Genomic DNA, 26,217 nt, shown 5'->3' with positions numbered 1-26,217 from the left:
CCACGTGCGCTCGGTATATACTCACCGACTTTTCCGAGTTGGAGCAAAACGATGGCGCAAGGCGCAATCAAGAAGGTGGTGCTGGCCTACTCCGGTGGTCTGGATACCTCGGTGATTCTCAAGTGGTTGCAGGAGGAGCACGGCTGCGAGGTCGTGACCTTCACCGCCGACATCGGGCAGGGCGAGGAGTTGGAGCCGGCGCGCGCCAAAGCCACCGCGGCGGGGGTGAAGGAGATCTATATCGACGATCTGCGCGAGGAGTTCGTGCGCGATTTCGTCTTCCCCATGTTCCGCGCCAACGCCATCTATGAGGGCGAGTATCTGCTCGGCACCTCGATCGCGCGGCCCTTGATCGGCAAGCGTCTGATCGAGATCGCCGCCGAGACCGGCGCCGACGCCATCTCGCACGGCGCGACCGGCAAGGGCAACGACCAGGTCCGCTTCGAGCTGACCGCCTATGCGCTGAACCCGGACATCAAGATCATCGCGCCCTGGCGCGAGTGGGATCTGCTCTCGCGCGAGAAGCTCATGGACTATGCGGCGAGCCGCGGGATCGCGGTCGAGATGAAGCGCGACGGCACCAAGTCGCCCTACTCGATGGACGCCAACCTGCTGCATATCTCCTATGAAGGCTACGACCTGGAGGATCCCTGGGTCGAGCCGGGTGCGGACATGTGGCGCTGGAGTGTTGCGCCCGAGGATGCACCGGACCGTGCAACCCTGATCGAGCTGATGTTCGAGCGCGGCGACTGTGTCGGGATCGACGGACAACGCATGTCACCGGCCGAGGTCCTCGCGGAACTCAACCGCATCGGCGGTGCCAACGGCATCGGGCGCAGCGACATCGTCGAGAACCGCTATGTCGGCATGAAGTCGCGCGGCTGCTACGAGACCCCCGGCGGCACCATCCTGCTCAAGGCCCATCGCGCCATGGAATCCTTGACGCTCGACCGCGAGGCCGCGCACCTGAAGGACGAGTTGATGCCGCGGTATGCGAGCCTCGTCTACAACGGCTATTGGTTCGCGCCCGAGCGGCTGATGCTTCAGGCCGCGATCGACGCGACCCAGGAGGTGGTGAACGGCGTTGTGCGCCTGCGGCTCTACAAGGGCAACGTCATGGTGGTCGGGCGCAAGTCCGAGACCAACAGCCTCTTCGACGCCTCGATCGCGACCTTCGAGGAGGATGCCGGGGCCTACGATCAGAAGGATGCCACGGGGTTCATTCGGTTGAATGCGTTGCGGTTGCGGGTGGCGGGGCGCAAAAACCGCCGCTAGACCGCTGCTAAACCGCGTCCGAGGCGATCTGCTTGGCCGGAGACGATTCCAACCTCCTCGCCATCCATTGCGTTGGCGCGACGCGGTTTAGGATCAAAAAGCGTTTCGGGAGAGGTGTTTTTGAATCCTAAAGCGCGTCCGATGATGCCTTGCGTCGATGCACCGCGAATCGCGTATCCATCCGACATGGCGGAGGCACTCGGGACGCGCTTTAGCGCGCTTCAGCGGGGCTCGATGCGCAGCAAAGACCCTTCACCCGAGTCGATCAGCACATAGAGATAACCGTCCGGCCCTTGCCGGACGTCTCTCACGCGATTGCCGATGGTGAGCTTCTCCTCATCGGAGACTCGCGCGCCGTCCAAGTGGATGCGCCGAACTTCGCCGAAGACCAAGGCGCCGCTGAAGAGGTTGCCTTGCCAGCCGGGGTAGCGATCGCCCGTGTAGAAGGCGAGGCCGCTCGGCGCCTTGGAGGGTGTCCAGTTGATCAGCGGGTCGACCATCTCGGGGCGACTGGTCTCCTCTGAAACGCGCCCCCCCCGGTATTCCATGCTGTAGGTGACCTCGGGCCATCCGTAGTTCTTGCCTGGCTCGATCAGATTGAGTTCGTCTCCGCCTCGGGCGCCGTGCTCGGCGGCCCAGACGCGCCCGCTTGCTGGATCCAGGGCGAGGCCTTGGATGTTGCGGTGACCGTAGCTGTAGATCTCGGGACTCGCGCCCTTTCGATCGACGAAGGGGTTATCGGGATGAGGGCGTCCGTTTTCGGTCAATCTCAGGATCTTGCCGAAGTGCGTCTCCAGACGCTGGGCTTGGTCGCGGATGTTGCCGCCCGCAAAGGAGACGGGCGGATTGCCGCCGTCGCCGATACTCATCAGCAGGCTCTTGTCCGGCAGCCAAAGCAGGCGCGAGCCGAAGTGTTGCCCGCCGCTCTTCACGTCGGCATTCTCGAAGATGACCTCGACATCCCGAAGCCGATCCGCTTCGAGCCGTCCACGTGCGAGCGCGGTTCGATTGGCGTTCGGGGTTCCGGTCGCGAAGGTGAAGTAGACCAACCGGTTGCGCTCGAAATCCGGATGCGGGGCGACATCCAACAGCCCGCCTTGGCCGTGGGACAACACCGAAGGTAGTCCAGGGACGGGTTTGCGCACCAAGACGCCGTCGCGCAGGATCCGCAGACGCCCCGGTCGCTCGGTGATCAGGGCCGACCCGTCCGGGAGCCAGGCGATGGACCAGGGATGCTCGAGCCCATCCACGATCACCTCGCTGCCCCACCCCTTCGCCTCGGGCACATCCCCGGTAGGTTTCACAGGGCCTTCGACCGGTGCGCAGTGGGCAAGCGGAAGCCAGATCGATCCGAGGACCGCAAGAAGGATTGGGCGGATCACGGTGTCGCCTCCTCCGCGGTCTCGGTCGGGCTCGCCGTGGAGCGGTCAGGCAGCTCGGACGGCGCCTCCCCGCGCGCCTTCATGGCCTCGAAGGGATCCGGTGCCGTACGCTTGTACCCCGCCGCGCCGATCTTCTCCAGATAGTCGAACCAAAACGGCTGCCAGGCCCGCCCGAGTTTGTAGAGGTACTCCCAGTCATAGAGCCCGGATTTGTGGCCGTCGTCAAAGAAGATCTTCACCGCATAGCTACCGACTTGCTGCAGGTCGGTGATATTGACCTCTTCCTTCTTGACCTGGAGCTTCGCGGTGCTCGGCGAGTGCCCCCGGACCTCGGCGGACGGCGAATAGACCCTCAGGTACTCGCACGGCAGTCTGAAGCGTGCCCCGTCGTCGAAGGCGACCTCGAGGATGCGTGACTTTTGATGCAGGTTGATTTCGGTCGGTCGGGCGCGTTGGTCCATGGTCCACTCCTCGAAACTGGCGATCGTTCAGGGCATCAAGCCGCGGCGCCGAGGGCGGCGGCGCGGCCGTGTCGCGCGGCCAGCGCCGCGTCGTCGGCCGCGACCCGGGTGACCTCCGGCCAGCCGGACGCGTGTCGTTCCACGAGACCGGCCAACATCTCGATGTGCGCGGTGGCGTCGTTCAAACAATGGATGTAGCTGAACGTCTCGCCGCCCGCACCGAGGAAGTAACCGCGGTTCTCTTCATCGATCTCCTCGATGGTTTCCAGGCAGTCGGCCGAGAAACCGGGCGACAAGACCTGGACCGAATGCACACCTTCGGCGCCCCATGCCTTCAGAGTCTCGTCTGTGTAAGGCTTGAGCCACTCTTTGAAACCGACACGCGACTGGAAGGTGAGTGCCCAGCGATCCGACGGCAGACCGAGACGATCGGTGACCAGACGCGCCGTCTTTTGGCAATGGCAAAAATAGGGGTCGCCGTTCTCGAAATAATCCTTGGGAATCCCATGGAAAGAAAACAGCAGGCGCTCGGGTTCACCCCGCTCGGCCCAGTGGGTGCGGATGCTCTCGGCCACCGCGTCGATATAGGCCGGCTCGTCGTAGTAATGGTTGATGAAACGCAGCTCGGGTAGCCAGCGCCAACGCTGCAGCTCGCGCGTGACGGCGTCGAACACGGAGGCGGTGGTGGACCCGGAATACTGCGGGTAGAGCGGAAAGACCAAGATTCGGCGCGCGTTGGCTTGGCGCAGCTCGGCCAGCGCTGCAGGGATGGACGGATTACCGTAGCGCATGCCCAAGGCGACCTTGACCGGTCCGACGAACCGCTCGCTCAAACGGGTCTGAACGGCGGCGGCCTGCCGCCGGGCGATACTCAGAAGCGGCGAGCCATCCTCCTCCCACACCGCCCGGTAGGCCTTTGCGGAGCGGGCCGGACGCAGGCGCAGGATGACGGCGTGCAGGATCGGGAGCCACAGCGCGCGCGGCAGCTCTACGACCCGCGGGTCGGCCAAAAACTCGGCCAGATAGCGGCGCACGGCCGGCACGGTCGGCGCATCCGGGGTGCCGAGGTTGACGAGCAGGACCCCAAGGCATTCCGGGGTATCGTGGCGAAAATCAGGGGTACTTACGAACGTCATGACTCCGTCTCGGCTTTGGAGTGGATCCGGGGATGGGTCGCGCGAACGGATCTCGGGCGCGATCGCGTCCGAGCCCGGGCTCGACCCGAGTCCGGCTGAAGATGTCTCTGTCGAAAAAGCGGGGGTATAGGCGCCGGATGGCATCGACAAGGCGCGCATGCTCGAACGCCGCGCGCTCGAGCCCGCGGCGGGTCGCGCAGGAGAGATGGGGGAGGTCCGGGAGATCGAGCGAAAGCCAGATGGGGAAAGCGTCGAACAGGCGCCGATCAACGTCCTCGCGCCCGTTGACCGCATCGATGCCGATCGCAACGGACTCCAGGCGGCGCACCGCCGCGACCACGCCCGGAGACGTGTTGCCGCGCCGCAGACCGGGACAGACCGCTCGAACGTCTTCAACCACCGCGCAGCTCAGCCCTTGGATTCGGCCGAAAGGCGCGCGTAGAGTGCTTGATAACGCAACGGATCCAGGGTCCCGAACAAAGGATCGTCTTGAGTGGGTGCCTGCGCCTCGATCTGTGCCCAATCCTCCTCGGACAGGCGTTCGAGCGCGATCGGAAATGCCTCCTCGTCCTCGAGCCGCTTGTGTGCACGCAGTGTCCCGATCAGCTCGCGCCCGTGCGCCTCGACGTCTTCGCGCAACAAGACCTCCTCGTGGAGGATACCGTCGAGCGATTGGCGAAAGCGCTTGCTCAGCTGCCCGAGCGCATTGTGCTGCCGCATCAGAACCTCGAAGACATCGCGTCGCTCGGTACCTTTCTCCAAAACACGCTCGAAGATGAGGTCCTCGGTCGGGTGATGGACGATGTCGGAGTAGTTGTCCATGTACTCGAGCATCTCCGCCATCAGCTCGTAGTCGGGCTCCGCGCCATCGTGAAAGCGGTTCAGGAGATCTTCGAACAGATCGAGCAGCCTTGCGAGACGGACGTGGTCCTCGGCGAGTCGAGTCATTACCGGGTACATAGGCCTTTTCCTCGTGACAGCGGTCGACGTGGCCGCAGTATGCCATCATCCTTGTCCCCGTAACGAGCATCGCGCCGAAGCGCCGCATCGGGGCGCTCCGCAGGCGGATCAGGTGCCGGAGGCGGTGCGCGCGCGACGCCGTGCCAGCCAACGCCAGACCAGCCCGCCCGGAGCGGCGTTCCCGGTCAGGACATAATCGAGCACATTGAGGTTTCGCAGCGTCCACGCCAGGCTGCGGTTTGCATCGGCGCGTCCGCACAACAACAGACGATCACCCCTGCGCACCGGCACGTCCGGCGCGGGGAGCAGCTCGCGCTCGTCGTCGTCCATTCGCAACAAGACGATCAGCGGCAGCGTCCGCTCGCGGTCGCGTGGATCGCGCGCGAGCTGTTCGACGGTGACGGGGATGCCCCGTCGATCCATGGCGCAAAGGGCAGGTGCATCGATCTCGTCGATCTTGATCTCCCAGACATGCGGCGCGTGATCGTCGACCAGTGCGACAACCCGACTGACCAGCTCGCAGGCCCAATCGTCCTTGCGATGGCGAGCCAGCACCGTGAGCTCCGCCAGCAAGGGCGTGCCCAGGCGCACCCGGATGCGGTCGGCGATGATGCTGCTGGGCATCATCACGACCTGCGCCCCGACGCGCTCGAACAGGATCTTGTTGTGGCGTTGATTCTGTCGCGCCACGACGAACAGGGACCGGTTCAGCGCGAGGGCAGTCATAATGATCGAGAGGTTGTCCGCGTCGCTGTCGGTGCCGGCCACGAGGCCGACTGCCTCGCCGATCCCCGCTTGTTCGAGCGTTACGGCCTCGGTGCCGCGCCCGTGCACGACGCCTTCCTTCGGGATGCCGGTTTTGTGCGGAAGCGCCTCGATCACGGTAAGGTCCAGGCCCTGTTCGCTCAGGTGCCGGTACATCGCTTTGCCGAAGCGGCCGAAACCGCAGAGTACCCAGCGCCCTTCTGCCGGCGGAAAGATGGGCGCATCGAGCGCTTGATCCTCGTAGCCGGCCAGCCATTTGCTCAACAGGGCGAGACAAGGCGCCTGAATGGCGACAGCCATGTCGAGCGCAAAGGTATCGAACGGGTCGTAGATGTGATCGGTTCCGAACGAGGCCATGTTGGCCTCGACCTCATGCGAATCGGCCCGGCAGATCACGGTGATCTCCGGATGAAGGAGCTTCGCCGCGATGGCGATCTTGAGATTGGCCTCGTTGACGTTGGTCAGCGCCACGACCCCTTTGCAGAGCGGATGTCGCAGACCTGCGCCCTCGAGGCTGGACGGCTGCCGGGCATCGGCGCACAAGGAGGGAACATATTCGCGCAAGTTATCGAGCTTAAGCAGATTCACCCGCTCCGGATCGACGTCGATCGCCACCACGCGTTGGTGTCGGTCGGTCAGACTCCGCACCAATGCCGTGCCGGTTTGCCCATAGCCGCAGACGAGGTAGAAGGGCTCGCGCAGTGCCCGGACGCGCCGACGAAAACGCGCCTCCGTGATGGCCCGCTGAAAGGTCGTGTCCTGCAGCAGCGTGATCAGGGTCCCGATCGCGTAGAGCCAGACCGCCACCGTCGCGAACACACTGAAGGCGACCCAAATCCGCTGTGCATCCGTGAAGGCATTCGGCAGCTCGCCGAAACCGATGGTGGTCGACATGTAGCTGACGAAGTAAAAGGCGTGGAAGACGCTCATCGGCGCGGGATTGCCGGCCGCGTCCTGCCCCGGAATCAGCGCCATGCCCGCCATCGCAACGGCATAGGTCCCGATCAGAACCAACAGCGGTGCGCGCATCCGCCGCATGATGAGATAGACGACGTTGTCCATAATTAAACCGCGCCCGGCGCGGTATGCGATGTTTTTGGATGGGATCGGCCCCGGCAGACTTGACGTCCGCTGGAGCCGGCGCGGCTTAAGATATTAAAAATATTGAAGTTTAGACCGCGCCTCACCGAAATCGAGGACATCTCCAAAGCCAAACGCAAAATGAAAATGACGCATCTCGCTCTGGACGCGGTTTAGCGACGCAGCGTGAAGGTCTCGATCACCAGAAGCACTACCGACACCACGTTGGCGATCATGGCCCCGCCGCTCAAGGAGACGATGCTGGCCATGATCGCGGGTGTCATACCGGCCTCGGTCGCGTGAACCGCAATCGTCCAAATCAGGGCCGCACCGATCAGCTGTAGGATGGCGACCAGGCTGGTGGCCAACAGCAAGGCGCCCATGTGGGTGCGGTCGCCGAACTTCAGCACGGTCGCGACCAAGTTGACCAAGATCACGGCGAACAGCTCCCAGACATGATGGTGTTCCGGATTGTCGATCTCGCCGACGAAGAACCCGAAGTTCAGGGTCAAGGCCAAGACGATAAAGAAGCCGAAGACGACTTTTTCGGGATTCATGCGGCGGGGCTCCTCGCGCGGTGTCTCGCGGTTGTCGTGTTCAGGGTGCTCGTCGGGGCGTGTCGCATGAACGGCTGCATGCCTCTAGGCCGCCGAGGAGGCCGCTTCGGCGGCCCGCTGCGCGGCAAGCGCACGATGCATGACGATGTTGAGCATTCGCACGGTCGCCCCGATCGCCGCAAAGACCTGATTAGCATGGACCCCGCGGGTACGCAGCTCGCCCTGGTCGGTCGCCCAGGTGATGCTGCATTCGGTGAGTGCATCGGTGCGCCCGCCCTTGGGAATGCGGACCTCGTAGTCGAGCAGCGTCGGCAGTGTCAAACCGCGCTTCTTCAGGATCTTGGCCAGTGCATTGTTGAAAGCGTCGAAGCCGCCGTTGCCGCTGCCGGCGGCGGTGAGGATCTCCTCGGCAATGCGGATCTTGATGCTCGCCGTCGACTCCAGATCCAGGGTCGAGGAGACCGAGCAGGCCAGCAGCTCGGCATAGTTGTAATCCTTGCTCTCCAGGACCTCCGCAATGATGAAGGGCAGGTCTTCGATCGTGATGGTCTTTTTCGAATCGCCGAGCTCGACGATCCTTCTCAGGACCTTGGCTTGGTTTTCCTCGGAGAGCGTAATGTCCAGACGCTCCAGATTCTTCGCAAGCGATGCCTTGCCGGCGAGCTTGCCCAGTGCATATTTGCGCCGCCGCGCGAAACGCTCGGGTGAGAGACGCGTGTGGTAAAGGCTGCCTTTGCGATCGCCGTCGGCATGGATACCGGCGGTCTGCGTGAAGACATCGGCGCCGATAATGGGCGCATTGTCGGCGATGCGCTTGCCAGAGAAGTATTCAACCAACTCACTGATGCGAGCCAGATGGCTTTCGTCGATCCCGATCCGCAAGCCGAGTTGGTCACGCAGATTCACGGCCACCTCGGCCAGGGAGGCATTGCCGGCACGCTCGCCGAGACAATTCACGGTGCAGTGAACAGCCGCCGCACCGGCTCGAGCGGCGGCGAGCACGTTGGCGGTCGCGAGCCCGTAGTCGTTGTGCGGATGAAAATCGAGCTTGATGCCGGGAAAGTGCCCGAGCATGTCGGTAAAGGCATCGAACACACGCTCGGGCGTCATGACGCCGAGCGTATCGGGGAGCATGAAGTGACCGATCCCGCAATCGGCCAATCGCTCCACCAGCCCGAACACGTAGGCCGGGTTGTCGCGGTAGCCGTTCGACCAGTCTTCAAGATAGAGATTGACGGATAGGCCACGGTCATGGGCGATGGCGATGGTGTTCCTGACGTCGGCGGCGTGCTGATCGAGCGTCTTGCCGAGCTGGCCGCGACAATGCTTCTCGCTGCCCTTGGCCAGCAGGTTGATCACGTGCCCGCCGGCATCGCGGATCCAGTCGACGCTGCGCCCGCCGTCGACGAAACCCAACACCTCGACGCGACTCGCCAGATCACGCTCTTCGGCCCAAGCGATGATTTGAGCAACGGCATAGGCCTCGCCGGAGGACACTCGGGCCGACGCCACCTCGATTCGGTCCACCCGAACAAGCTCAAGCAAAACTTTGGCAATATTGACCTTTTCATCCGGAGAGAAGGAGACGCCTTGGGTCTGCTCGCCGTCGCGAAGGGTTGTGTCCATGATGTAGACATCGCGACCCGGCACGCTTGCGGCCGGGGTTTCGTCGTGCGGTGCGCGTGTCGACGGGCTCATCGGGTGTCCTTCAAGGTTTCCCGGATATGCGCCTTGAGCGTCGCGGCACCCGCATCGAGCTCGAGACAACGCGTCGGCAGATCCATCAGCCCCTGCAGCGCGGGCGGCACCGGGGCATCGCGGCCGATGGCCAAACGGATCGCTTCGTTGAACTTGGCCGGGTGAGCCGTGGCGAGGCAGATGGCGTCGCCTGAACCTGCCGCCTTGACCCCGACGGCGGTGTGGGGGCAAAGGATGTAATCGCTGGCGGCGTAAGTCCGACGAATCTGCTCCAGCGTTTCCGCATCGCTCACCGCGACGGCGTCGAAATCGGCCCGGGCGCGGTCATGATGCGCTGTATCCACTTCGAGCCGGCCGGTTGTCTGCAGCGTCTCGAGAAGAGCGCGGACCTTCCCGGCGTCCTCGTCGTGCAGGAAATAGAGGTAGCGCTCGAAATTCGACGCGATCTGGATGTCCATGGCGGGGCTGAGGGTCTGAAAGACCTCGCCGACGGCGTAGACGCCCGCGTCGACGAATCGCGTGAGGATGTCGTTGCGATTGGTCGCAATGATCAACCGATGGATGGGCACACCGATCCGCTTGGCGAGATACCCCGCGAAGACATCCCCGAAGTTGCCGGTCGGCACCGCAAAGCTCACCCGACGCTCCGGATCGCCGCCGCTGCAGCGCGCCCAAGCGAAGACGTAATAAACCATCTGGGCGAGGATCCGTGCCCAGTTGATCGAGTTGACCGCGCCCAGGCTGAATTCGGACTTGAACGGCAGGTCGTTGAAGAGCTCTTTGACGATGCGTTGGGCATCATCGAAACTCCCCCTCACGGCGATATTGTGAACGTTGGCATCCAGCACACTCGTCATCTGACGTTCCTGGATCGGCGAGATGCGACCCTTCGGATGAAGCATGAAGATGCTGATCCGCGCCTTGCCGCGAACGCCGTAGATGGCCGCGGAGCCGGTATCCCCGGAGGTGGCGCCGCAAATATTGAGCTCCCCGCCGTCGCGTTCCAGGAGATACTCGAAGAGATTTCCGAGGAATTGAAGCGCAACGTCCTTGAATGCCGCGGTCGGCCCATGGAAAAGCTCGAGGATCCGTCGATCGCCGACATCGACGATCGGCGTCACCTCGGGGTGCGTAAAGGTCGCGTAGGAGCACTCGATCAGCCGACGCAGATCGTCCCGCGGGATGTCTTCCCCGACGAAGGGAACCATGACCTCGAGAGCCAAGTCCTGAAAACGCAGGCCGGACCATGCGCGCAGGGTCGCCGCATCCACTCGCGGCAGATCCGTCGGGACCAGGAGCCCCCCGTCGGTCGCCAAGCCCATCAAGACGGCCTCGGCAAAACCGACCGGTTCAATCCCGCCGCGCGTGCTTGAATACTGCATATCGATCGAACCCACCGCTCAATGTTGTGACATGATCGCGCTGCAGGGTAAGAAACACCGCGACCGTTGGCAACCGAGATTCCGTCCGAGCTCGGGAATGTGTGACGCGATGTTGCCGAAGATCGTGCTTTACCGATACATTCGCGACACCGGAAAGACCGCGCCGTCGTTGACAGCATGACGTGGCGCGCCAGACAATGCCGGCGCCTCGCCCGGAGATTCGGACGCGGCAAGAAAGGAAAATTGCCGGGCCACGCCACTGGGCGAGACCGGCTTCGCAACTCGATATGAGAGCACGGGTTCGGGTTGCGCGACCGACTGTTCGCTAGGCTGGATGCGCGCGGCGAGCAGTCGACAACAACAAGATCGACCGAGGGGGCACTGTTCAAGGCCGACGAGCCAGCCGCATTTAAGGGTTCCGTCATCGCCCCGTCACCCCGACCCAAAACACTCATCCGACACTACGGAGTGACACAATCCATGACTCCTGGCAAACGAGCGGAATACTGGAGCGCAAATCTGCGTCTCCTGGCGATTCTGCTGACGATCTGGTTCATTGTCTCCTTTGGCTTCGGCATCATCCTTGTCGAGCCGTTGAACACCATTATGCTTGGCGGCTACCCGCTCGGTTTCTGGTTCGCTCAACAGGGATCCATCTACCCCGAATATTTCATAAAAAAGGGCGACTCTCGTTCAACCCATTGATAAAATGGCTGTTCCGCCAAGAACGCTTCGGAAGAAGCTAAACGAGGTCGCCCATGCCCGAGTCTACCCCGGAACAGCTGCGTTTTCCCCCGGTCGCCGGTTTCACGGTCCGCGGCGACTTCGACGGCGGCGCCATGTCGTCTGACTTTGGCCCCATGATTCTGCGCGGGGTTGATCGGCAGATCGGCCTGACCGAGCGGTTGAGCGCAGCGATCGATGATTGGCGCCATCCGTCCTACACCACCCATCCGATGCGTGAGCTGATCGCGCAACGGGTCTACCAGATCGCCTGTGCTTACGAAGACGGCAACGACGCCAATGCGCTGCGCCGTGATGCGCTGTTCAAGCTGGGGCTGGAGCGCAAGCCGCTGGATGCGACGACGGACCTGGCCAGCGGGCCGACCTTCTCGCGTTTGGAGAATGGGGTCGGCGCGCGCGACCTCTACCGCATGGCGCAGGCCTTCGTCGAGGCCTTCATCGCCAGCTACCCGAAGGCGCCGCAGGTGATCGTGCTCGATATGGACCACTCCGAAGACGCCACCCATGGCCAGCAGGAGTTCGCGTTCTACAATCATCACTACGGCAACCATTGCTACTTGCCGCTGTTTCTCTTCGAGGGCCTCTCGGGGAAGTTCATCACCGCGGTGCTGCGTCCCGGCAAGCGCCCCACCGGCGCCGAGAACGCGATGATCCTCAAGCGCGTGCTCAAGCGGCTGCGGGCCGCGTGGCCACGCACACGCATCATCCTGCGCGGCGACGGACACTTCTCCAACCCCGAGTTGATGGCCTTGGCGATGGCCGATCCGTTGACGGATTTCATCTTCGGCCTGGCGGGTAACCGGGCTCTCACGCCACGGGCCGAGCCGTTCTTGGCCGACGCCCGCAAGCTCCATGCGCTGCGCATCGAGAACGCCCGGCGCGCCGACGCCGACGTACCCGAGCGGACCCGCACCTACCACGAGGTTGACTACCGTGCCGGTTCCTGGCCCGGCGCGTGTCGGACCATCCTCAAAGCCGAGGTGACGGCGCGCGGCGACAACCTCCGCTTCGTCGTCACCTCCTTGGACTTGCCCAGTCCCGAGTGCGTCTACCGCGATCTGTACTGCGCGCGCGGCCAGGACGAGAACTTCATCAAAATGATCAAGAACGATCTGGCCAGCGATCGCACTTCCGACAGCACCTTCTTGGCCAATCAGATGCGCTTGTTCTTCTCCTGCGCCGCTTACGTCTTGCACCAAACGCTGCGCACCGAGGTCCTCGTCGGCACGGAACTGGCCAACGCCCAGCCTGCCACCGTGATCATCAAACTGTTCAAGCTCGCCGTGCGCGTGGTGCAGTACAAAGACCGCGTGCGCCTGCACCTGCCCTCGAGCTGTCCGGTCAAGACGCTGTTGCAGCAGGTCACCGAGAGGCTCTTCAACGCGCAGCCCCGGGCGGCGCCCGCCTAGACGCACATACATCCCCGCACGGGGATTTCAGCACGCGCACGACGACTATGCCCACCTCGGGCAGGGCATCGTACGCCTGCGCGGCGACAAAACTACTCGTGCCCCGTTGATCAAGCCCGTTGCCGCTCGGTATTTCCACCATTCAACCCCCGCGGCGTCCCGGTCATCGCCCTCGGTGACGCCCAGCGCCGCGCAAATCCGCGAGGCCAGTGTCGGCTGTGTCGGTTTATGAAACATCCGGGCTACATCTTCGTTGCGCTGATCTTCATTTATGCCGTATCGATGAATACGCTCGACAATAAATTCGATGTCGGCGAGGATTCCGTGAGCGGGACGCCCTATCACTCCGGCAGCGATGAGACGCAGTCCTTGCATTCACCCGCGCAACCGAGCAAGCACGCGCAGTATTGGAGTGAGAATCTGCGTCTACTCGCCATCCTGCTGACGATTTGGTTTGTGGTGTCCTTCGGCTTCGGCATCATCCTGGTCGAGCCGTTGAATGCCATCATGCTCGGCGGCTATCCGCTCGGTTTCTGGTTTGCACAACAGGGATCCATCTACATCTTTGTCGTCTTGATCTTCGTGTATGCGACATCGATGAACCGTCTGGACAAAAAATACGACTTCGGCGAGGAATAAGGGGCGCAACACTATGACAACACTTGAACTTTGGACTTACAGTATCGTCGGCGTGACCTTCGCGCTCTATATCGGGATCGCGGTCTGGGCCCGAGCGAAGACCACCGGGGACTTCTACGTCGCGGGTGGGGGCGTGCACCCGGTCGCCAACGGCATGGCAACAGCAGCAGACTGGATGTCGGCCGCGTCATTCATCTCCATGGCCGGAATGATCGCCTTCGGCGGTTACGGCGGATCAGTCTTTCTGATGGGCTGGACAGGCGGCTACGTGCTGCTCGCGCTCCTCTTGGCCCCATACCTGCGTAAATTCGGCAAGTTTACGGTGCCTGAATTCATCGGCGACCGTTACTACTCACAGACCGCGCGCGTGGTTGCCGTCATCTGCTTGATCCTGGCCTCGGTCACCTATGTTATCGGCCAGATGACCGGTATCGGCGTGGCCTTCTCGCGATTTCTTGGCGTCACCTACGAGATGGGCATCCTGGTCGGCATGGGCATCGTCGCCATCTACGCCATCACCGGCGGCATGAAGGGCATCACCTACACTCAGATCGCACAGTATGTCGTCCTGATCTTCGCCTACACGGTCCCGGCGATCTTCATCTCCATGAATCTGACCGGCAACCCGCTCCCGCAGCTCGGTCTCGGCAGTGAATACGTCGCCGACGGCACGGCAAGCGGCCTGACCTTGCTCGCCAAGCTCGACCAGGTGGTCACCGACCTCGGCTTCAAGGAATACACCACGCAGGTCATGGGCAGCTCGCTCAACATGTTCGTCTATACCCTGTCGCTCATGATCGGTACGGCCGGGCTGCCGCACGTCATCATCCGCTTCTTCACGGTTCCGAAGGTGCGTGACGCACGTTTCTCGGCCGGCTGGGCACTGGTCTTCATCGCAATCCTGTACACCACGGCACCGGCTGTCGGCGCCATGGCTCGCCTGAATCTGATGGATACCATCCAAATCGGCCCGGTCGGCAGCGAGACCGGAAACCTCGTCTACGACGAGCGTCCCGAGTGGTTCAAGCGTTGGGAGACCACCGGTCTGCTCAAGTGGGAAGACAAGAACGACGACGGCCGTATCCAGTACTACGACGACAAGAACGAGGCGTTCGCGGCGAAGGCCGAAGGGTTCGGCTGGAAGGGCAACGAGATGGTCACCGTCAACAACGACATCATGGTGTTGGCCAACCCGGAGATCGCGAATCTACCGGCTTGGGTGATCGCCTTGGTCGTTGCGGGCGGACTCGCGGCGGCGCTCTCGACGGCTGCGGGTCTCCTGCTCGCCATCTCTTCCTCGATCTCTCACGACCTGCTCAAGGGCGTCTTCATGCCGAAGATCTCGGAGAAGCGCGAGCTGATGGCGGGGCGTCTGTCGATGATCGGTGCGATCATCCTGGCCGGCTACTTGGGTCTGAATCCACCGGGATTCGCGGCAGGAACCGTGGCCATCGCCTTCGGGTTGGCCGCTTCGTCGATCTTCCCTGCCCTCATGCTCGGCATCTTCGCAAAGCGCATGAATACGGCGGGCGCGGTCACCGGAATGATCGCGGGTATCTCGGTGACGTTGCTCTACGTGTTCCAGCACAAAGGGATCTTCTTCATCCCGGGTACAGAGTTCCTCGCGCCGGAGCTCGGCATGGGGCCTGACTGGTTCTTCGGCATCTCGCCGAACGCCTTCGGTGCGGTCGGCGCCCTGGTGAACTTCATCGTCGCGATCGTCGTGTCGAAATTCGCGGCTGCGCCCCCCGAGCACATCCAGCACCTCGTCGAGGATGTGCGCATCCCGCGCGGCTCGGGAGTGGCAACCGGCCACTGAGCGCGACGCGATCCGGCAGGCACCCGAAGCAAGTGTCCTGCCGGCGCGTGAGCGGGTAACCGAAGGACGGATCCGCAAGGTCACTCGCCCAAGATTCCAGCCCCGCTTCGGCGGGGCTTTTTGTTGATTTCGGGTCAGCCAAACCGCGTCCAGAGCGATATGCGTCATTTTCTTTGTACGTTTGGCTTCGGAGATATCCTTGATCCCAGTGAGACGCGGTTTAGAATTTAATATTTTTGAATAGGTTAAACCGCGCCGGCTCCAACAGTCGTCGGAACCGGCGCGGCCAAGCCACTCCAACAAGTTACCCATACCCTACCGGGCGGGGTTTAAAGCCCTGCGGCATCGGCCGCTGGACCCACGGACCATCATTTTCGTTAGACCACAGAGAGTCGCGCGATGAACATCGAGCTGATCGAGATCCGAGACTTCCTCGCCACTCACCCGCCCTTCGACCAACTTCCGCAGGAGACGCTCGACCGTCTTCCCCAGCGCCTCTCCGTCCGATATTTTCGACGCGGCACGCCGTTTCCGCCCGAAAACGCCGATCCGTCCTGCGTCTATCTCCTGCGTCGCGGCGCAGTGGAGCTGCGTGACTCCAATGGCGAGCTGGTCGGAAAACTGGCCGAGGGCGACCTATGCGACATGCCCTGTCGGCCCACACCCGAAGGTGGTCGATTTTTCGGCAACACCTCCGAGGATACGCTCGTCTACGCCCTGCCCTGCGCCGAGCTGGCGGATCTGCGTGAGCGTCACGCCGAGTTCGCCGAGCATTTCGATCAATCCATCTCCAGTCGCCTGCGCAAGGCTCTTGACATCATGGTGGACGCCCCGGCCGCCGGCACCGGCCTGATGACGGTCCAGATCGGCGATATGATCAACCGCACACCGATCGTCGCGAGCCCGGAGACGAGTATTCGGGAGGCCGCTCAGGTAATGTCGGAGCATCGCGTCTCCTCGTTGCTGATCATGGAAAGCGATCGACTCGCCGGCATGATTACGGATCGGGACCTGCGCAGTCGCTGCGTCGCGGTCGGTCTGTCGACGGACCGACCGGTCCGCGAGATCATGACCGAGAAACTGCAGACGGCGCAGGTCGATACACTGGGTTTCCAGGCCCTGATCACGATGACACGCCTCAACGTGCATCATTTGCCGGTCCTAGACGGGGAGCGTGTCGCCGGCCTGATCTCGACAACCGACCTTACCCGCTTTCAGAGCGCGAACGCGGTCTATCTCGTCGGCGATATCCACCGCGCGACATCGATCGAGACGCTGGTGCAGATCAGCGCCAAGATCCCCGAGCTTCAGGTCCATCTCGTCAACGGGGGCGCAACCGCAAACCACGTCGGTCAGGCCATCAGCGCCGTCACCGACGCCATCACGCAGCGACTGATCACGCTGGCCGAAGCGGATCTCGGCAGCGCGCCCGTGCCCTACGCCTGGATCGTCGGGGGCTCGCAGGCGCGCCGGGAGCAGTCCTCACACTCGGACCAAGACAACGCGCTCCTGATCGCGGACCACGCACAACCGGACGACGACGCCTACTTCGCCGCACTCGCCAAGATCGTGAACGACGGTCTCGATGCTTGCGGCTTCGTTTACTGCCCCGGCGATGTCATGGCTTCGAACCCGAAATGGCGCCAGCCCTTGCGGATCTGGCACAAGTACTTCACCAACTGGATCCTGAAGCCCGAACCGATGTCCTTGATGCTCGCAAACGTCTTTTTCGACCTGCGCGCCGTCTATGACCCGGACAATCTCTTCGCCGAGCTTCAGGAGCGCGTTCTCGAACGCTCCAAGGCCAACCGAATCTTCATCGCCTACATGGTCGCGAATGCGCTCAAATATCGGCCGCCGCTGGGGTTTTTCCGGAACATCGTGTTGATTCAAGGCGGCGACCACGACCACACCTTCGACATCAAGCACAAGGGCATCGTACCCATCGTCGACCTGGCGCGGATCTATGCACTCTCGGGCGGACTCCCCGAGACCAACACGATCGAGCGCCTGAGCGCCGCTGCCCAGTACGGGACCTTGAGCAAGGACGGAGCTGCCAACCTGACCGACGCCATCGAGCTGGTCGGAACGCTGCGGATGCGTCATCAGGCCAATCAGCTCGCGCACGGGAAAAAAGCGGATAACTTCCTGTCGCCGGACGAGCTCTCTCCGCTTGAACGCGGACATCTGAAGGACGCCTTTCTCCTCATCAACACCATGCAGGAGTCCCTCGGACAGCGCTATCAAGCGGGCCGCTTCGCGTAGGGCCGGATGATGTCGCGACTGCTTGATTGGCGCCGCCGATGGCAACTGCGCCGGACCCCACCGGGGCCCTTGCGCTCCTACCTGGAACATCCGTTTCCGCCGGCGAGAACGGACTATCGTGAGGTGGAGTATCTCGCCATCGATCTCGAAACCACTGGACTGAATATCGCCGATGATCTGATCCTGAGCGTTGGCTATGTCGGGGTCAGAGGCACATCCATCGACCTATCGAGCGCCCGTCATCGGGTGGTGCGGATCGATCGATCCATCCCGGAGGCAACGGCGATCATCCATCAGATCACGGACGACGAGTCCGCGGAAGGCAGCGAGCTTTCCGACGTCCTCGAGGAGCTTCTCGAGACACTGGCGGGTAAGGTCATGATTGCCCATCACGCACGCATCGAGCGCGGCTTCCTCACCAACGCCTGCAAACGACTTTGGAAGCAGGGACTTCTGATGCCGGTCGTCGACACCCAGACATTGGCTTACCGAACCTTCGAGCGCCGCCAAACGCCGTTTAAGGCCTCCGATCTACGTCTGCACGCGCTCGGGGATCGCTACAATCTGCCCCATTACAGCGCACACAACGCACTGAGCGACGCCTTGGCCTCGGCCGAGCTGTTCCTCGCCCAGGCCGCCTATCGAGACAACGGCAACGGACTGCCGCTGCGCGACTTCCTGTGCTGAGAGTCGACGCGCCCCGGGCAGGCACCGGCATATCCCGGCTAGCTGCGCCCTATTGGAGCGTTTACTATTAGTCGTTCGCTCAAGCCGGCACCGATGAAAGTCCACAGTGCGCCGGCACAGATCACTCCACCACGTCGAGGAGACAACAACCATGTCGGAAGAGAAGGTCTACCAGGTTCCCGCGGCCATCGCCGCGAAGGCCCACGTCAACGCCGAGCAGTATGCCGCCATGTACAAGCGGTCGGTCGAGGATCCGCAGGGCTTTTGGGCTGAGCAGGCCGAGGCGTTCCTGACCTGGTCCAAGAAATGGGACTCTGTGATGGACTACAGCTACCAGGCCGAAGATCTGCACATCAAGTGGTTTCAAGGCGGAAAACTGAACGTCTCCTACAACTGCTTGGACCGCCATCTCGAGACGCGCGGCGATCAGGTCGCTATTATTTGGGAGGCCGACAACCCGGCCGAAGATCGCAAGCTCACCTACCGCGAGTTGCATGCGGAGGTCTGCAAACTCTCGAACGTGCTCAAGTCGCGCGGCGTGCGCAAAGGTGACCGGGTCTGTATCTACCTGCCGATGATCCCGGAGGCCGCAGTCGCCATGCTCGCCTGCACCCGCATCGGCGCAACCCACTCCATCGTCTTCGGCGGCTTCTCGCCGGACTCGCTACGCGATCGCGTGCTCGACTCCGAGTGCCGCCTAGTCATTACGTCCGACGAAAGCGTGCGCGGCGGGCGTCACATCCCGTTGAAGAAGAACGCCGACACCGCGCTGCAGGAGTGCCCCAACGTCGATACCGTCGTGGTCGTGCGCCGTACCGGCGGCGCCGTGGAGTGGACCGAAGGTCGCGACATCTGGTACGACGAAGCCCTTGCAAGCGCATCTGCGGATTGCCCGCCGGAGGAGATGGACGCCGAGGATCCGCTGTTCATCCTCTATACCTCCGGCTCCACCGGCAAACCGAAGGGTGTCCTGCATACCACGGGCGGCTATCTGGTCTTCGCCGCCATGACCCACAAGTACACCTTCGACTACCAGGACGGCGAGGTGTATTGGTGCACCGCCGACGTCGGCTGGGTCACCGGTCACACCTATATCGTCTATGGCCCGCTGGCCAACGGCGCAACCTCGCTGATGTTCGAGGGGATCCCGAACTATCCGGACATGTCCCGCTTCTGGGACGTGATCGACAAGCACCAGGTCAATATCTTCTACACCGCTCCGACCGCCATCCGGTCCTTGATGCGCGCGGGCGAAGAGCCCGTGAAGAAGACCTCGCGTAAGTCGCTTCGCATCCTCGGCTCGGTCGGCGAGCCGATCAATCCCGAGGCTTGGGAGTGGTACCACCGCGTGGTCGGCGACGAGCGTTGCCCGATCGTCGATACCTGGTGGCAGACCGAGACCGGCGGCCACCTGATCACCCCGCTGCCCGGCGCAACCGCGCTCAAGCCGGGTTCGGCCACCCTGCCCTTCTTCGGGGTCGTGCCTGCGTTGGTGGATCCGGCCGAAGGGACACTGATCGAGGGTCCGGGCGAGGGTGCATTGGTCATCAGTCAGCCATGGCCGGCGCAGATGCGCAGCGTCTACGGCGATCACGCGCGTTTCATCGACACCTACTTCAAGCAATATCCGGGCTATTACTTCACGGGTGACGGCGCACGTCGGGACGCCGACGGCTACTACTGGATCACCGGACGCATCGACGACGTGTTGAACGTCTCCGGCCATCGCTTGGGCACCGCCGAGATCGAGTCGGCGCTCGTCCTGCACCCGCATGTCGCGGAAGCGGCTGTGGTCGGTTACCCGCATGACCTCAAGGGTCAGGGCATCTATGCCTACGTAACGCCGATGGCCGGCGTCGAGCCGACCGACGACCTGAAGAAGGAGCTGGTCGCCATGGTGCGCGGTGAGATCGGTCCGATTGCCATCGTCGACATCATCCAGTGGGCGCCCAGCCTGCCCAAGACCCGTTCGGGCAAGATCATGCGTCGGATCCTACGCAAGATCGCCGCCAATGAAATCGATTCGCTGGGCGACACCTCCACGCTTGCCGATCCCACCGTGGTGAACGATCTGATCGAGAATCGGGCCAATCAGTAGCGCGAAGGGGTCGGTCGTGCGCCGCTCACGGCGGACACGACCGACCAGACGAAGCGGTCCGCCGGCGGCGGACCGCAGGGTACACGCGACCCCCGGACTCGATATCCGAGAGGACGAGGGCCGCGCTTGCCGTGCATCGAACGCGAAATCATCATCCCTATGAGCTCCAGCTTCCGAGTCGGCGTCTTCGTCGATGCCGAGAATGTCCGCTACAACGGCGGTTTTCAGATGCGCTACGACGTGCTGCGACGCTTCGCCGCGCGTGAAGGCGGCATCCTGCAACGCTTGAACACCTACATGGCCTTTGATGCCGAGCGGGCTCGCGAGGACCTGGAATACAGAAAAAAGGCACAGACCTATCAACAGATGGTGCGGGACTTCGGTTGGAAGATCACCGTGAAGTTGGTCCGGCGCTATACTGACGAAAGTGGCAATGTCACCACCAAGGCGAACGCCGATCTCGATATGGCGGTCGATGCCATGCTGCAGGCCAACAAACTCGATCAAGTCCTGCTGGTGACGGGCGACGGCGACTTTCTACAAGTCGTCGAAGCACTGCAGAACACCGGCTGCCGGGTCGAATTGATGGGGTTCAAAAACGTCTCGCGCCAACTTCAGCAGCAGGTTGACGCCTACTACTCCGGATTCCTGATCCCAGACCTGTTGCCGATCTCCTACGAACCGCGCAACGAGTGGGGCAAGCCCGGATCCTGCGTACGCGGGGTCTGTACCAAATGGTTCGCGGACAAAGGCTACGGTTTCCTGAGGATCATGGACCGCATCTCGCCGTCGCTCTGGGTCACGGATCCGCGGGAGGCGGATTCTCCCTACATCAGTGTCTTTTGTCATGCCAACGAGTTGGCAGACGATGTCACAGAGGACATGCTGATGAGCCGCGAGACGGTGCTTGAGTTTTACCTCAATGAGAGCGAGCAGAAGGACAACGGCCTGGTTGCAAGCAATGTCCGACTCGCCTTTTCCGTCAACCGCTGAGGTCCGACGACACACGAGCTATGGCGACGGATCAAACAGCCAAGAACAAGCTCTCGGGCCTCGCACTGCGCCTGGTGCGAGACAACCTCATCACCGAGCGTGAAGCGATCGCCGCCTACGACGACGCGACCCGTCGTCGTCAAGCGTTCGTGTCATATCTCGTCGAGCAGAAGCTGCTCGGCAGCCGGCAAATCGCGGTCGCGGCCTCACACGAGTTCGGGGTGCCGCTGCTCGACCTCCATGCACTGGATTTGCTCAACCTTCCGGTGAACCTGGTCGACGAGCGTCTGGTGCGCAAACACCGGGCGCTTCCGATCTTCCGCCGCGGCAACCGCCTTTTCCTGGCCCTTTCGGACCCCACCAACGACCAGGCGCTCGAAGAGATCCGCTTCAACACGGGTCTGGCGACCGACGCGGTGCTGGTCGAAGAGGACAAGCTCAAGGCCGCGATCGAGACGGCGATCGAGGCCCAGGACACGACCATGACCGAGCTCATGGACGCGGACCTGGAGAAACTCGAGATCACCCCGGACGACGAGGATCTTCGCGAAGACGCCGACATCAACATCGACGACGCACCGATCGTTAGGTATGTCAACAAGGTGCTGGTCGACGCCATCGCGGCGGGCGCTTCGGACATCCACTTCGAGCCCTACGAGAAGTTCTTTCGCGTGCGCTTCAGACAAGACGGCATGTTGCGCGAGGTGGCGAGTCCACCCATGAATATCGCCGGGCGCCTGGTCGCACGACTTAAGGTCATGTCGCGGATGAATATCGCAGAGCGTCGTGTGCCTCAGGACGGACGCATCAAGCTCAAGGTCAGCCGCACACGCGACATCGACTTCCGCGTCAATACCTTGCCCACCCTGTACGGCGAGAAGGTGGTCCTGCGGATCCTCGATTCCGCGTCTGCTCAGGTCGGCATCGAGGCCCTGGGTTTCGAGCTCGACCAGCGTACGGCATTCTTGGAGGCTATCCATAAGCCGTACGGCATGATCCTGGTTACCGGCCCGACCGGATCCGGGAAGACGGTGTCGCTCTATACCGCGCTCAATCTCCTGAATCAGCCGGACATCAATATCTCGACAGTCGAGGATCCGGTCGAGATCCAGGTTCCGGGGATCAATCAGGTCAGCATGAACCCAAAGACGGGGCTGACCTTCGCCGCCGCGCTTCGTGCATTCCTGCGTCAGGACCCGGACATCGTCATGGTCGGCGAGATTCGCGATCTGGAGACCGCCGAGATCGCGGTCAAGGCCGCGCAAACCGGACATCTCGTGCTTTCGACGCTCCATACCAACGACGCCCCGCAGTCGCTGACACGTCTCGCCAATATGGGCGTGGCGCCCTTCAACATCGCCTCCTCTGTCCTGCTCATCATGGCGCAACGTCTCGCGCGGCGCCTCTGCCCGCACTGCAAGGCGCCCGAAGACCTTCCCCGCGAGGTCCTGCGCCAGGAAGGGTTCAGCGAAGCGGATATCGAGGAGGGGATCGTCGTCTTCGGACCCGTCGGATGCGAACGCTGCACCAAGGGCTACCGCGGGCGTGTCGGTATCTTTCAAGTGATGCCCGTCACGGAGTCGATCCGGCGACTGATTCTCGAGGGCGGCAATTCCATGCAGCTCGCCGAGCAGGCTCATCGCGAAGGTGTCGCGGACCTGCGAGAATCGGGGCTTCGTAAGGTCAAAGAAGGGATGACGAGCCTCGAAGAGCTCAACCGAGTCACCAAGGAGTGACGAAAACGCTCATGGCAACCGCACTCAAGACGAAGCCGAAACCCAAACCGCAGGCCGAGAAGGCTTACGTCTTTACCTGGGAAGGTCGCGATCGGCGGGGAGCCAAGGTGACGGGCGAGACCCGCGCGCCCAGTATGACGATGGTGCGAGCCGATCTACGACGGCAAGGCGTGAGCCCGACCAAGGTCAAGAAAAAGCCCCAACCGCTCTTCAGCGGCAAAAAGAAGATCACCAGCACCGATCTCGCCATCTTCAGCCGGCAACTCGCAACCATGATGTCCGCCGGCGTTCCCTTGGTTCAGGCGTTCGATATCGTCGGTCGCGGCCACGAAAACCCGGCGATGCAGGACTTGATCCTAGGCATCAAGCAAGACATCGAGAGCGGCACCGCCATGGCACTCGCGATGGGAAAATATCCGCTCTATTTCGACGACCTGGTCTGCAACCTGGTGGCCGCCGGCGAGCAGGCCGGCGTACTGGACGTCCTGCTCGACAAGATCGCGACCTACAAGGAAAAGACCGAGTCGATCAAGGGCAAGATCAAGAAGGCCATGTTCTACCCGGTGGCGGTCATCGGCGTGGCCATTATCGTGAGCGCGGTTCTGCTCATCTTCGTCATCCCGCAGTTCAAGGATCTGTTCGCAAGTTTCGGTGCGGATCTGCCCGCCTTCACGCTCATGGTCATCGGCCTGTCCGATGCACTGCAGAAATGGTGGTGGGCGGTCCTGCTCGGACTCGGCGCGATCGGCTATGTCATCGGCAACAGCTACAAACGCTCCCGTGCGTTCCGCGAGGCGATCGATCGCACCGCGCTGAAGATCCCGATCATCGGGCCGATCCTGAACAAGGCCGCGCTCGCGCGTTTTGCCCGAACCCTATCCACCATGTTCGCGGCCGGCGTGCCGCTCGTCGAGGCGCTGGATTCGGTCTCGGGTGCCACCGGCAATATCGTCTACCAGAACGCGGTCTTGAAGATGCGCGAAGAGGTCGCGACCGGGCAATCGCTGCAACTGTCGATGCGCCAGCAAGACTTGTTTCCGCATATGGTCATTCAGATGACATCCATCGGCGAGGAATCCGGATCGCTCGACGACATGCTCGCGAAGGTCGCCGACTTTTACGAGGAGCAGGTCGACAATGCGGTCGACAGCCTCAGTAGTCTGCTCGAACCGCTGATCATGGTTGTCATCGGCGGCCTGGTCGGCAGTTTGATCATCGCCATGTACCTGCCGATCTTCAAGCTCGCCTCGGTGGTTTAAACCGCGCCCGGTGCGATATGAGTCCTGTGTTGGAGTGGATTGGCCGCGCCAGCTCCGGCGACTGTCGGAGCTGGCGCGGTTTAAAGTATTAAAAAAGATTCAAGTTTAAGCCGCGTCTCACTGAGATCGAAGACATCTCCAGAGCCAAACGCAAAATGAAAATTGCGCATGTTGCCCTGGGCGCGACTTTGTTCGCATCGGGCCTTGCCGATGCCGCTCGCGTCCGGGCACCGTGACGCCCGGCACGCGGTCGCGGTTGCGGGTATGTCTCGGCAATCTGCCTTCATCGACCACCGACTCGCCGGCCAAGGGGGCCTTGCATGGATTGGATTGACGTCTTCGAGCAAACCCCGCTTCTGCTCTATGCGGTTTCGATCCTCGTCGGGCTGATCGTCGGCAGCTTTCTCAATGTCGTCATCCTGCGGCTTCCTCGAATGCTCGAGGACGAATGGGCTCGGGACTGTGCCGAGCTCTCCGGCACGCCGAGTTCGGCCGGCCAACCGAATCAGGAACGGCTTTCACTCGCCCACCCGCCCTCCACCTGCTCGCACTGCGGTCATCGGATTCGCGCCCACGAGAACATCCCGGTGGTGAGCTATCTCCTCCTGCGCGGTCGATGCTCGGCCTGCGGCGCGGGGATCGGTCTGCGCTACCCATTGATCGAGAGCTTCACCGCGGTGCTGACCTTGATCGTCGTCCTGCAGTTCGGCCTCGACTGGCAAACCGGCCCAGCCCTTCTGCTCACCTGGGCTCTGATCGCACTCGCCGCGATCGACGTCGACACCCAGCTTCTGCCGGACAGCATCACACTGCCGCTGGTCTGGCTCGGATTGATCCTGAGCCTTTTCGCGGTCTTCACCGATAGTCATTCGGCGATCATCGGCGCGGTCGCGGGCTACCTAAGCCTCTGGTCGGTCTTCCATCTGTTTCGCCTCACCACCGGCAAGGAGGGCATGGGCTACGGCGACTTCAAGCTGTTGGCGCTCTTCGGGGCCTGGCTCGGTTGGCAATTCCTACCGCAGATCATCCTTTTGTCCGCCTTGACCGGAGCGGTGGTGGGGGTCGCCCTGATCCTGAGCGGACGCCATGAGCGTGGGGCACCCATGCCTTTCGGTCCCTTCCTCGCGGCCGCGGGCTGGATCAGCCTGATGTGGGGGGAGCAGATCAACCAGACCTATCTAAAGATGGTTGGACTCTGAACCGCGCCCCTCGGGGCGTGCGCCCGGCATGGACCATGAGTAGGGGACCAAGCGCAACTTCAAACGGCTTTTTCGAAAGCGTCCGCTGCGCGGCGCGGGGATTCGGACAACGAGATGCTTGTTATCGGCTTGACCGGCGGTATCGGCAGCGGCAAATCGACCGTTGCGGACGCATTGGCCGCGAGTGGCGCGGCCGTCATCGACACCGATGTCATCGCGCGCGAATTGACCGAACCGGGGCAACCCGCGCTCCGCGAGATCGCCGCCACCTTCGGTGCTGACCTGATCGGACCGAACGGACGACTGAACCGCGATGCGCTGCGTGCGCTGGTATTCTCCAATTCGGATGCACGCGCTCGACTGGAGGGTATCCTCCATCCGCGGATCAAAGACCGGATGCTCAAGCAACTTGCCGAGACCGACGCACCCTACGCCGTCTTGGTCATCCCACTCCTCTTCGAGACCAACCAACACACACTCGTCGATCGCGTCCTCGTCGTCGACCTCCCTGAGTCGGAGCAGCGCCAACGCGTGCGCCTGCGCAGCGGCCTCACAGACGGGGAAATCGACCGCATCGTCTCTAGTCAGATCAGTCGTGCCGAACGGCTTGCCCGCGCCGATGACATTCTCGACAACAGCCGTGATCGCCCTGCCCTTCTGGCACAGGTCGAAG

21 protein-coding genes and 1 pseudogene (1 of these 22 cut by a window edge) are annotated in these 26,217 nt (G+C 62.5%); 13 read left to right on the top strand and 9 right to left on the bottom strand.

Annotation, left to right across the window (positions count from 1 at the left end):
• The first annotated feature begins 51 nt into the window (after positions 1–51).
• Complete coding sequence (locus LT988_RS16730; protein ID WP_232410606.1) at positions 52–1,275, top strand: argininosuccinate synthase; 1,224 nt, start codon at positions 52–54, stop codon at positions 1,273–1,275.
• A 221-nt stretch (positions 1,276–1,496) separates the two neighbouring features.
• On the opposite strand, the gene LT988_RS16725 is transcribed toward LT988_RS16730, so the two are convergent.
• The 9 genes from LT988_RS16725 to thrC form a co-directional block, all read right to left on the bottom strand.
• Entirely contained in the window at positions 1,497–2,657 is a 1,161-nt protein-coding gene (locus tag LT988_RS16725) for a PQQ-dependent sugar dehydrogenase (RefSeq protein ID WP_232406667.1), read from the bottom strand.
• Positions 2,654–3,118 (bottom strand): gamma-butyrobetaine hydroxylase-like domain-containing protein, encoded by a 465-nt coding sequence (locus LT988_RS16720; RefSeq protein WP_232406666.1) that lies wholly within the window; start codon positions 3,116–3,118, stop codon positions 2,654–2,656. The genes LT988_RS16725 and LT988_RS16720 overlap by 4 nt, the downstream gene beginning before the upstream one ends.
• A 35-nt stretch (positions 3,119–3,153) precedes the next feature.
• Positions 3,154–4,254 (bottom strand): ferrochelatase, encoded by a 1,101-nt coding sequence (gene hemH / locus LT988_RS16715; RefSeq protein WP_232406665.1) that lies wholly within the window; start codon positions 4,252–4,254, stop codon positions 3,154–3,156.
• Entirely contained in the window at positions 4,232–4,654 is a 423-nt protein-coding gene (locus LT988_RS16710) for a hypothetical protein (protein WP_232406664.1), read from the bottom strand. The genes hemH and LT988_RS16710 overlap by 23 nt, the downstream gene beginning before the upstream one ends.
• Before the next feature lie 8 nt (positions 4,655–4,662).
• On the bottom strand, positions 4,663–5,214 hold the full coding sequence (locus LT988_RS16705) for a hemerythrin domain-containing protein (RefSeq protein ID WP_232406663.1): 552 nt from the start codon (positions 5,212–5,214) through the stop codon (positions 4,663–4,665).
• Positions 5,215–5,322: 108 nt separating this feature from the next.
• Positions 5,323–7,041 (bottom strand): potassium channel family protein, encoded by a 1,719-nt coding sequence (locus LT988_RS16700; RefSeq protein WP_232406662.1) that lies wholly within the window; start codon positions 7,039–7,041, stop codon positions 5,323–5,325.
• A 191-nt stretch (positions 7,042–7,232) separates the two neighbouring features.
• The gene (locus tag LT988_RS16695; RefSeq protein WP_232406661.1) at positions 7,233–7,616 is read right to left on the bottom strand and encodes a DUF6394 family protein; all 384 of its coding nucleotides are present in this window, start codon (positions 7,614–7,616) and stop codon (positions 7,233–7,235) included.
• A gap of 84 nt (positions 7,617–7,700) precedes the next feature.
• Entirely contained in the window at positions 7,701–9,314 is a 1,614-nt protein-coding gene (locus tag LT988_RS16690) for an alpha-isopropylmalate synthase regulatory domain-containing protein (RefSeq protein WP_408648011.1), read from the bottom strand.
• Entirely contained in the window at positions 9,311–10,696 is a 1,386-nt protein-coding gene (gene thrC / locus LT988_RS16685; RefSeq protein ID WP_232406660.1) for a threonine synthase, read from the bottom strand. The genes LT988_RS16690 and thrC overlap by 4 nt, the downstream gene beginning before the upstream one ends.
• A gap of 480 nt (positions 10,697–11,176) precedes the next feature.
• Here thrC and LT988_RS16680 point away from each other — a divergent pair.
• The 12 genes and pseudogenes from LT988_RS16680 to coaE form a co-directional block, all read left to right on the top strand.
• Positions 11,177–11,356, top strand: a pseudogene (locus tag LT988_RS16680) (DUF4212 domain-containing protein); the annotation flags it as partial.
• Between the two features lie 98 nt (positions 11,357–11,454).
• The gene (locus tag LT988_RS16675) at positions 11,455–12,849 is read left to right on the top strand and encodes an IS1380-like element ISTro1 family transposase (RefSeq protein ID WP_232406659.1); all 1,395 of its coding nucleotides are present in this window, start codon (positions 11,455–11,457) and stop codon (positions 12,847–12,849) included.
• Positions 12,850–13,218: 369 nt separating this feature from the next.
• Complete coding sequence (locus LT988_RS16670) at positions 13,219–13,488, top strand: DUF4212 domain-containing protein (protein WP_232410604.1); 270 nt, start codon at positions 13,219–13,221, stop codon at positions 13,486–13,488.
• A 13-nt stretch (positions 13,489–13,501) separates the two neighbouring features.
• Positions 13,502–15,307 carry a sodium:solute symporter family protein gene (locus tag LT988_RS16665; protein WP_232406658.1) on the top strand — a complete coding sequence of 602 codons (1,806 nt, stop codon included), beginning with the start codon at positions 13,502–13,504 and terminating at the stop codon, positions 15,305–15,307.
• Positions 15,308–15,706: 399 nt separating this feature from the next.
• Positions 15,707–17,572 carry a putative nucleotidyltransferase substrate binding domain-containing protein gene (locus tag LT988_RS16660; protein WP_232406657.1) on the top strand — a complete coding sequence of 622 codons (1,866 nt, stop codon included), beginning with the start codon at positions 15,707–15,709 and terminating at the stop codon, positions 17,570–17,572.
• 9 nt (positions 17,573–17,581) lie between these two features.
• Positions 17,582–18,259 (top strand): exonuclease domain-containing protein, encoded by a 678-nt coding sequence (locus LT988_RS16655; protein WP_232410603.1) that lies wholly within the window; start codon positions 17,582–17,584, stop codon positions 18,257–18,259.
• Between the two features lie 151 nt (positions 18,260–18,410).
• Positions 18,411–20,357: an acetate--CoA ligase gene (gene acs / locus LT988_RS16650; RefSeq protein WP_232406656.1), complete on the top strand. Its 1,947-nt coding sequence runs from the start codon at positions 18,411–18,413 to the stop codon at positions 20,355–20,357.
• Between the two features lie 159 nt (positions 20,358–20,516).
• Positions 20,517–21,350 (top strand): LabA-like NYN domain-containing protein, encoded by an 834-nt coding sequence (locus tag LT988_RS16645; protein ID WP_232406655.1) that lies wholly within the window; start codon positions 20,517–20,519, stop codon positions 21,348–21,350.
• A 20-nt stretch (positions 21,351–21,370) separates the two neighbouring features.
• On the top strand, positions 21,371–23,086 hold the full coding sequence (pilB, locus tag LT988_RS16640; RefSeq protein ID WP_232406654.1) for a type IV-A pilus assembly ATPase PilB: 1,716 nt from the start codon (positions 21,371–21,373) through the stop codon (positions 23,084–23,086).
• Positions 23,087–23,097: 11 nt separating this feature from the next.
• Positions 23,098–24,345, top strand: a complete 1,248-nt coding sequence (locus LT988_RS16635) for a type II secretion system F family protein (protein ID WP_232406653.1) — start codon at positions 23,098–23,100, stop codon at positions 24,343–24,345.
• Between the two features lie 320 nt (positions 24,346–24,665).
• The gene (locus LT988_RS16630; RefSeq protein WP_232406652.1) at positions 24,666–25,544 is read left to right on the top strand and encodes a prepilin peptidase; all 879 of its coding nucleotides are present in this window, start codon (positions 24,666–24,668) and stop codon (positions 25,542–25,544) included.
• A gap of 114 nt (positions 25,545–25,658) precedes the next feature.
• Positions 25,659–26,217, top strand: partial view of a dephospho-CoA kinase gene (coaE, locus tag LT988_RS16625; protein ID WP_232406651.1) — the 5' portion only. It continues 59 nt past the right edge of the window; the window shows 559 of its 618 coding nt (coding positions 1–559); it begins with the start codon at positions 25,659–25,661; the stop codon falls past the right edge of the window.

It is taken from the genome of Thiocapsa bogorovii (assembly GCF_021228795.1).
Taxonomy (GTDB): Bacteria; Pseudomonadota; Gammaproteobacteria; order Chromatiales; family Chromatiaceae; genus Thiocapsa; species Thiocapsa bogorovii.
This window is presented reverse-complemented; position numbering and strand designations above follow the sequence as displayed.

Coding starts and splice junctions, on each gene's coding strand:
- LT988_RS16660 (WP_232406657.1), top strand. CDS start 15,707: ATGAACATCGAGCTGATCGAGATCCGAGACTTCCTCGCCACTCACCCG.
- LT988_RS16730 (WP_232410606.1), top strand. CDS start 52: ATGGCGCAAGGCGCAATCAAGAAGGTGGTGCTGGCCTACTCCGGTGGT.
- acs (WP_232406656.1), top strand. CDS start 18,411: ATGTCGGAAGAGAAGGTCTACCAGGTTCCCGCGGCCATCGCCGCGAAG.
- LT988_RS16690 (WP_408648011.1), bottom strand. CDS start 9,314: ATGAGCCCGTCGACACGCGCACCGCACGACGAAACCCCGGCCGCAAGC.
- thrC (WP_232406660.1), bottom strand. CDS start 10,696: ATGCAGTATTCAAGCACGCGCGGCGGGATTGAACCGGTCGGTTTTGCC.
- pilB (WP_232406654.1), top strand. CDS start 21,371: ATGGCGACGGATCAAACAGCCAAGAACAAGCTCTCGGGCCTCGCACTG.
- LT988_RS16700 (WP_232406662.1), bottom strand. CDS start 7,041: ATGGACAACGTCGTCTATCTCATCATGCGGCGGATGCGCGCACCGCTG.
- LT988_RS16705 (WP_232406663.1), bottom strand. CDS start 5,214: ATGTACCCGGTAATGACTCGACTCGCCGAGGACCACGTCCGTCTCGCA.
- hemH (WP_232406665.1), bottom strand. CDS start 4,254: ATGACGTTCGTAAGTACCCCTGATTTTCGCCACGATACCCCGGAATGC.
- LT988_RS16695 (WP_232406661.1), bottom strand. CDS start 7,616: ATGAATCCCGAAAAAGTCGTCTTCGGCTTCTTTATCGTCTTGGCCTTG.
- LT988_RS16675 (WP_232406659.1), top strand. CDS start 11,455: ATGCCCGAGTCTACCCCGGAACAGCTGCGTTTTCCCCCGGTCGCCGGT.
- LT988_RS16630 (WP_232406652.1), top strand. CDS start 24,666: ATGGATTGGATTGACGTCTTCGAGCAAACCCCGCTTCTGCTCTATGCG.
- LT988_RS16720 (WP_232406666.1), bottom strand. CDS start 3,118: ATGGACCAACGCGCCCGACCGACCGAAATCAACCTGCATCAAAAGTCA.
- LT988_RS16655 (WP_232410603.1), top strand. CDS start 17,582: ATGTCGCGACTGCTTGATTGGCGCCGCCGATGGCAACTGCGCCGGACC.
- LT988_RS16665 (WP_232406658.1), top strand. CDS start 13,502: ATGACAACACTTGAACTTTGGACTTACAGTATCGTCGGCGTGACCTTC.
- LT988_RS16635 (WP_232406653.1), top strand. CDS start 23,098: ATGGCAACCGCACTCAAGACGAAGCCGAAACCCAAACCGCAGGCCGAG.
- LT988_RS16645 (WP_232406655.1), top strand. CDS start 20,517: ATGAGCTCCAGCTTCCGAGTCGGCGTCTTCGTCGATGCCGAGAATGTC.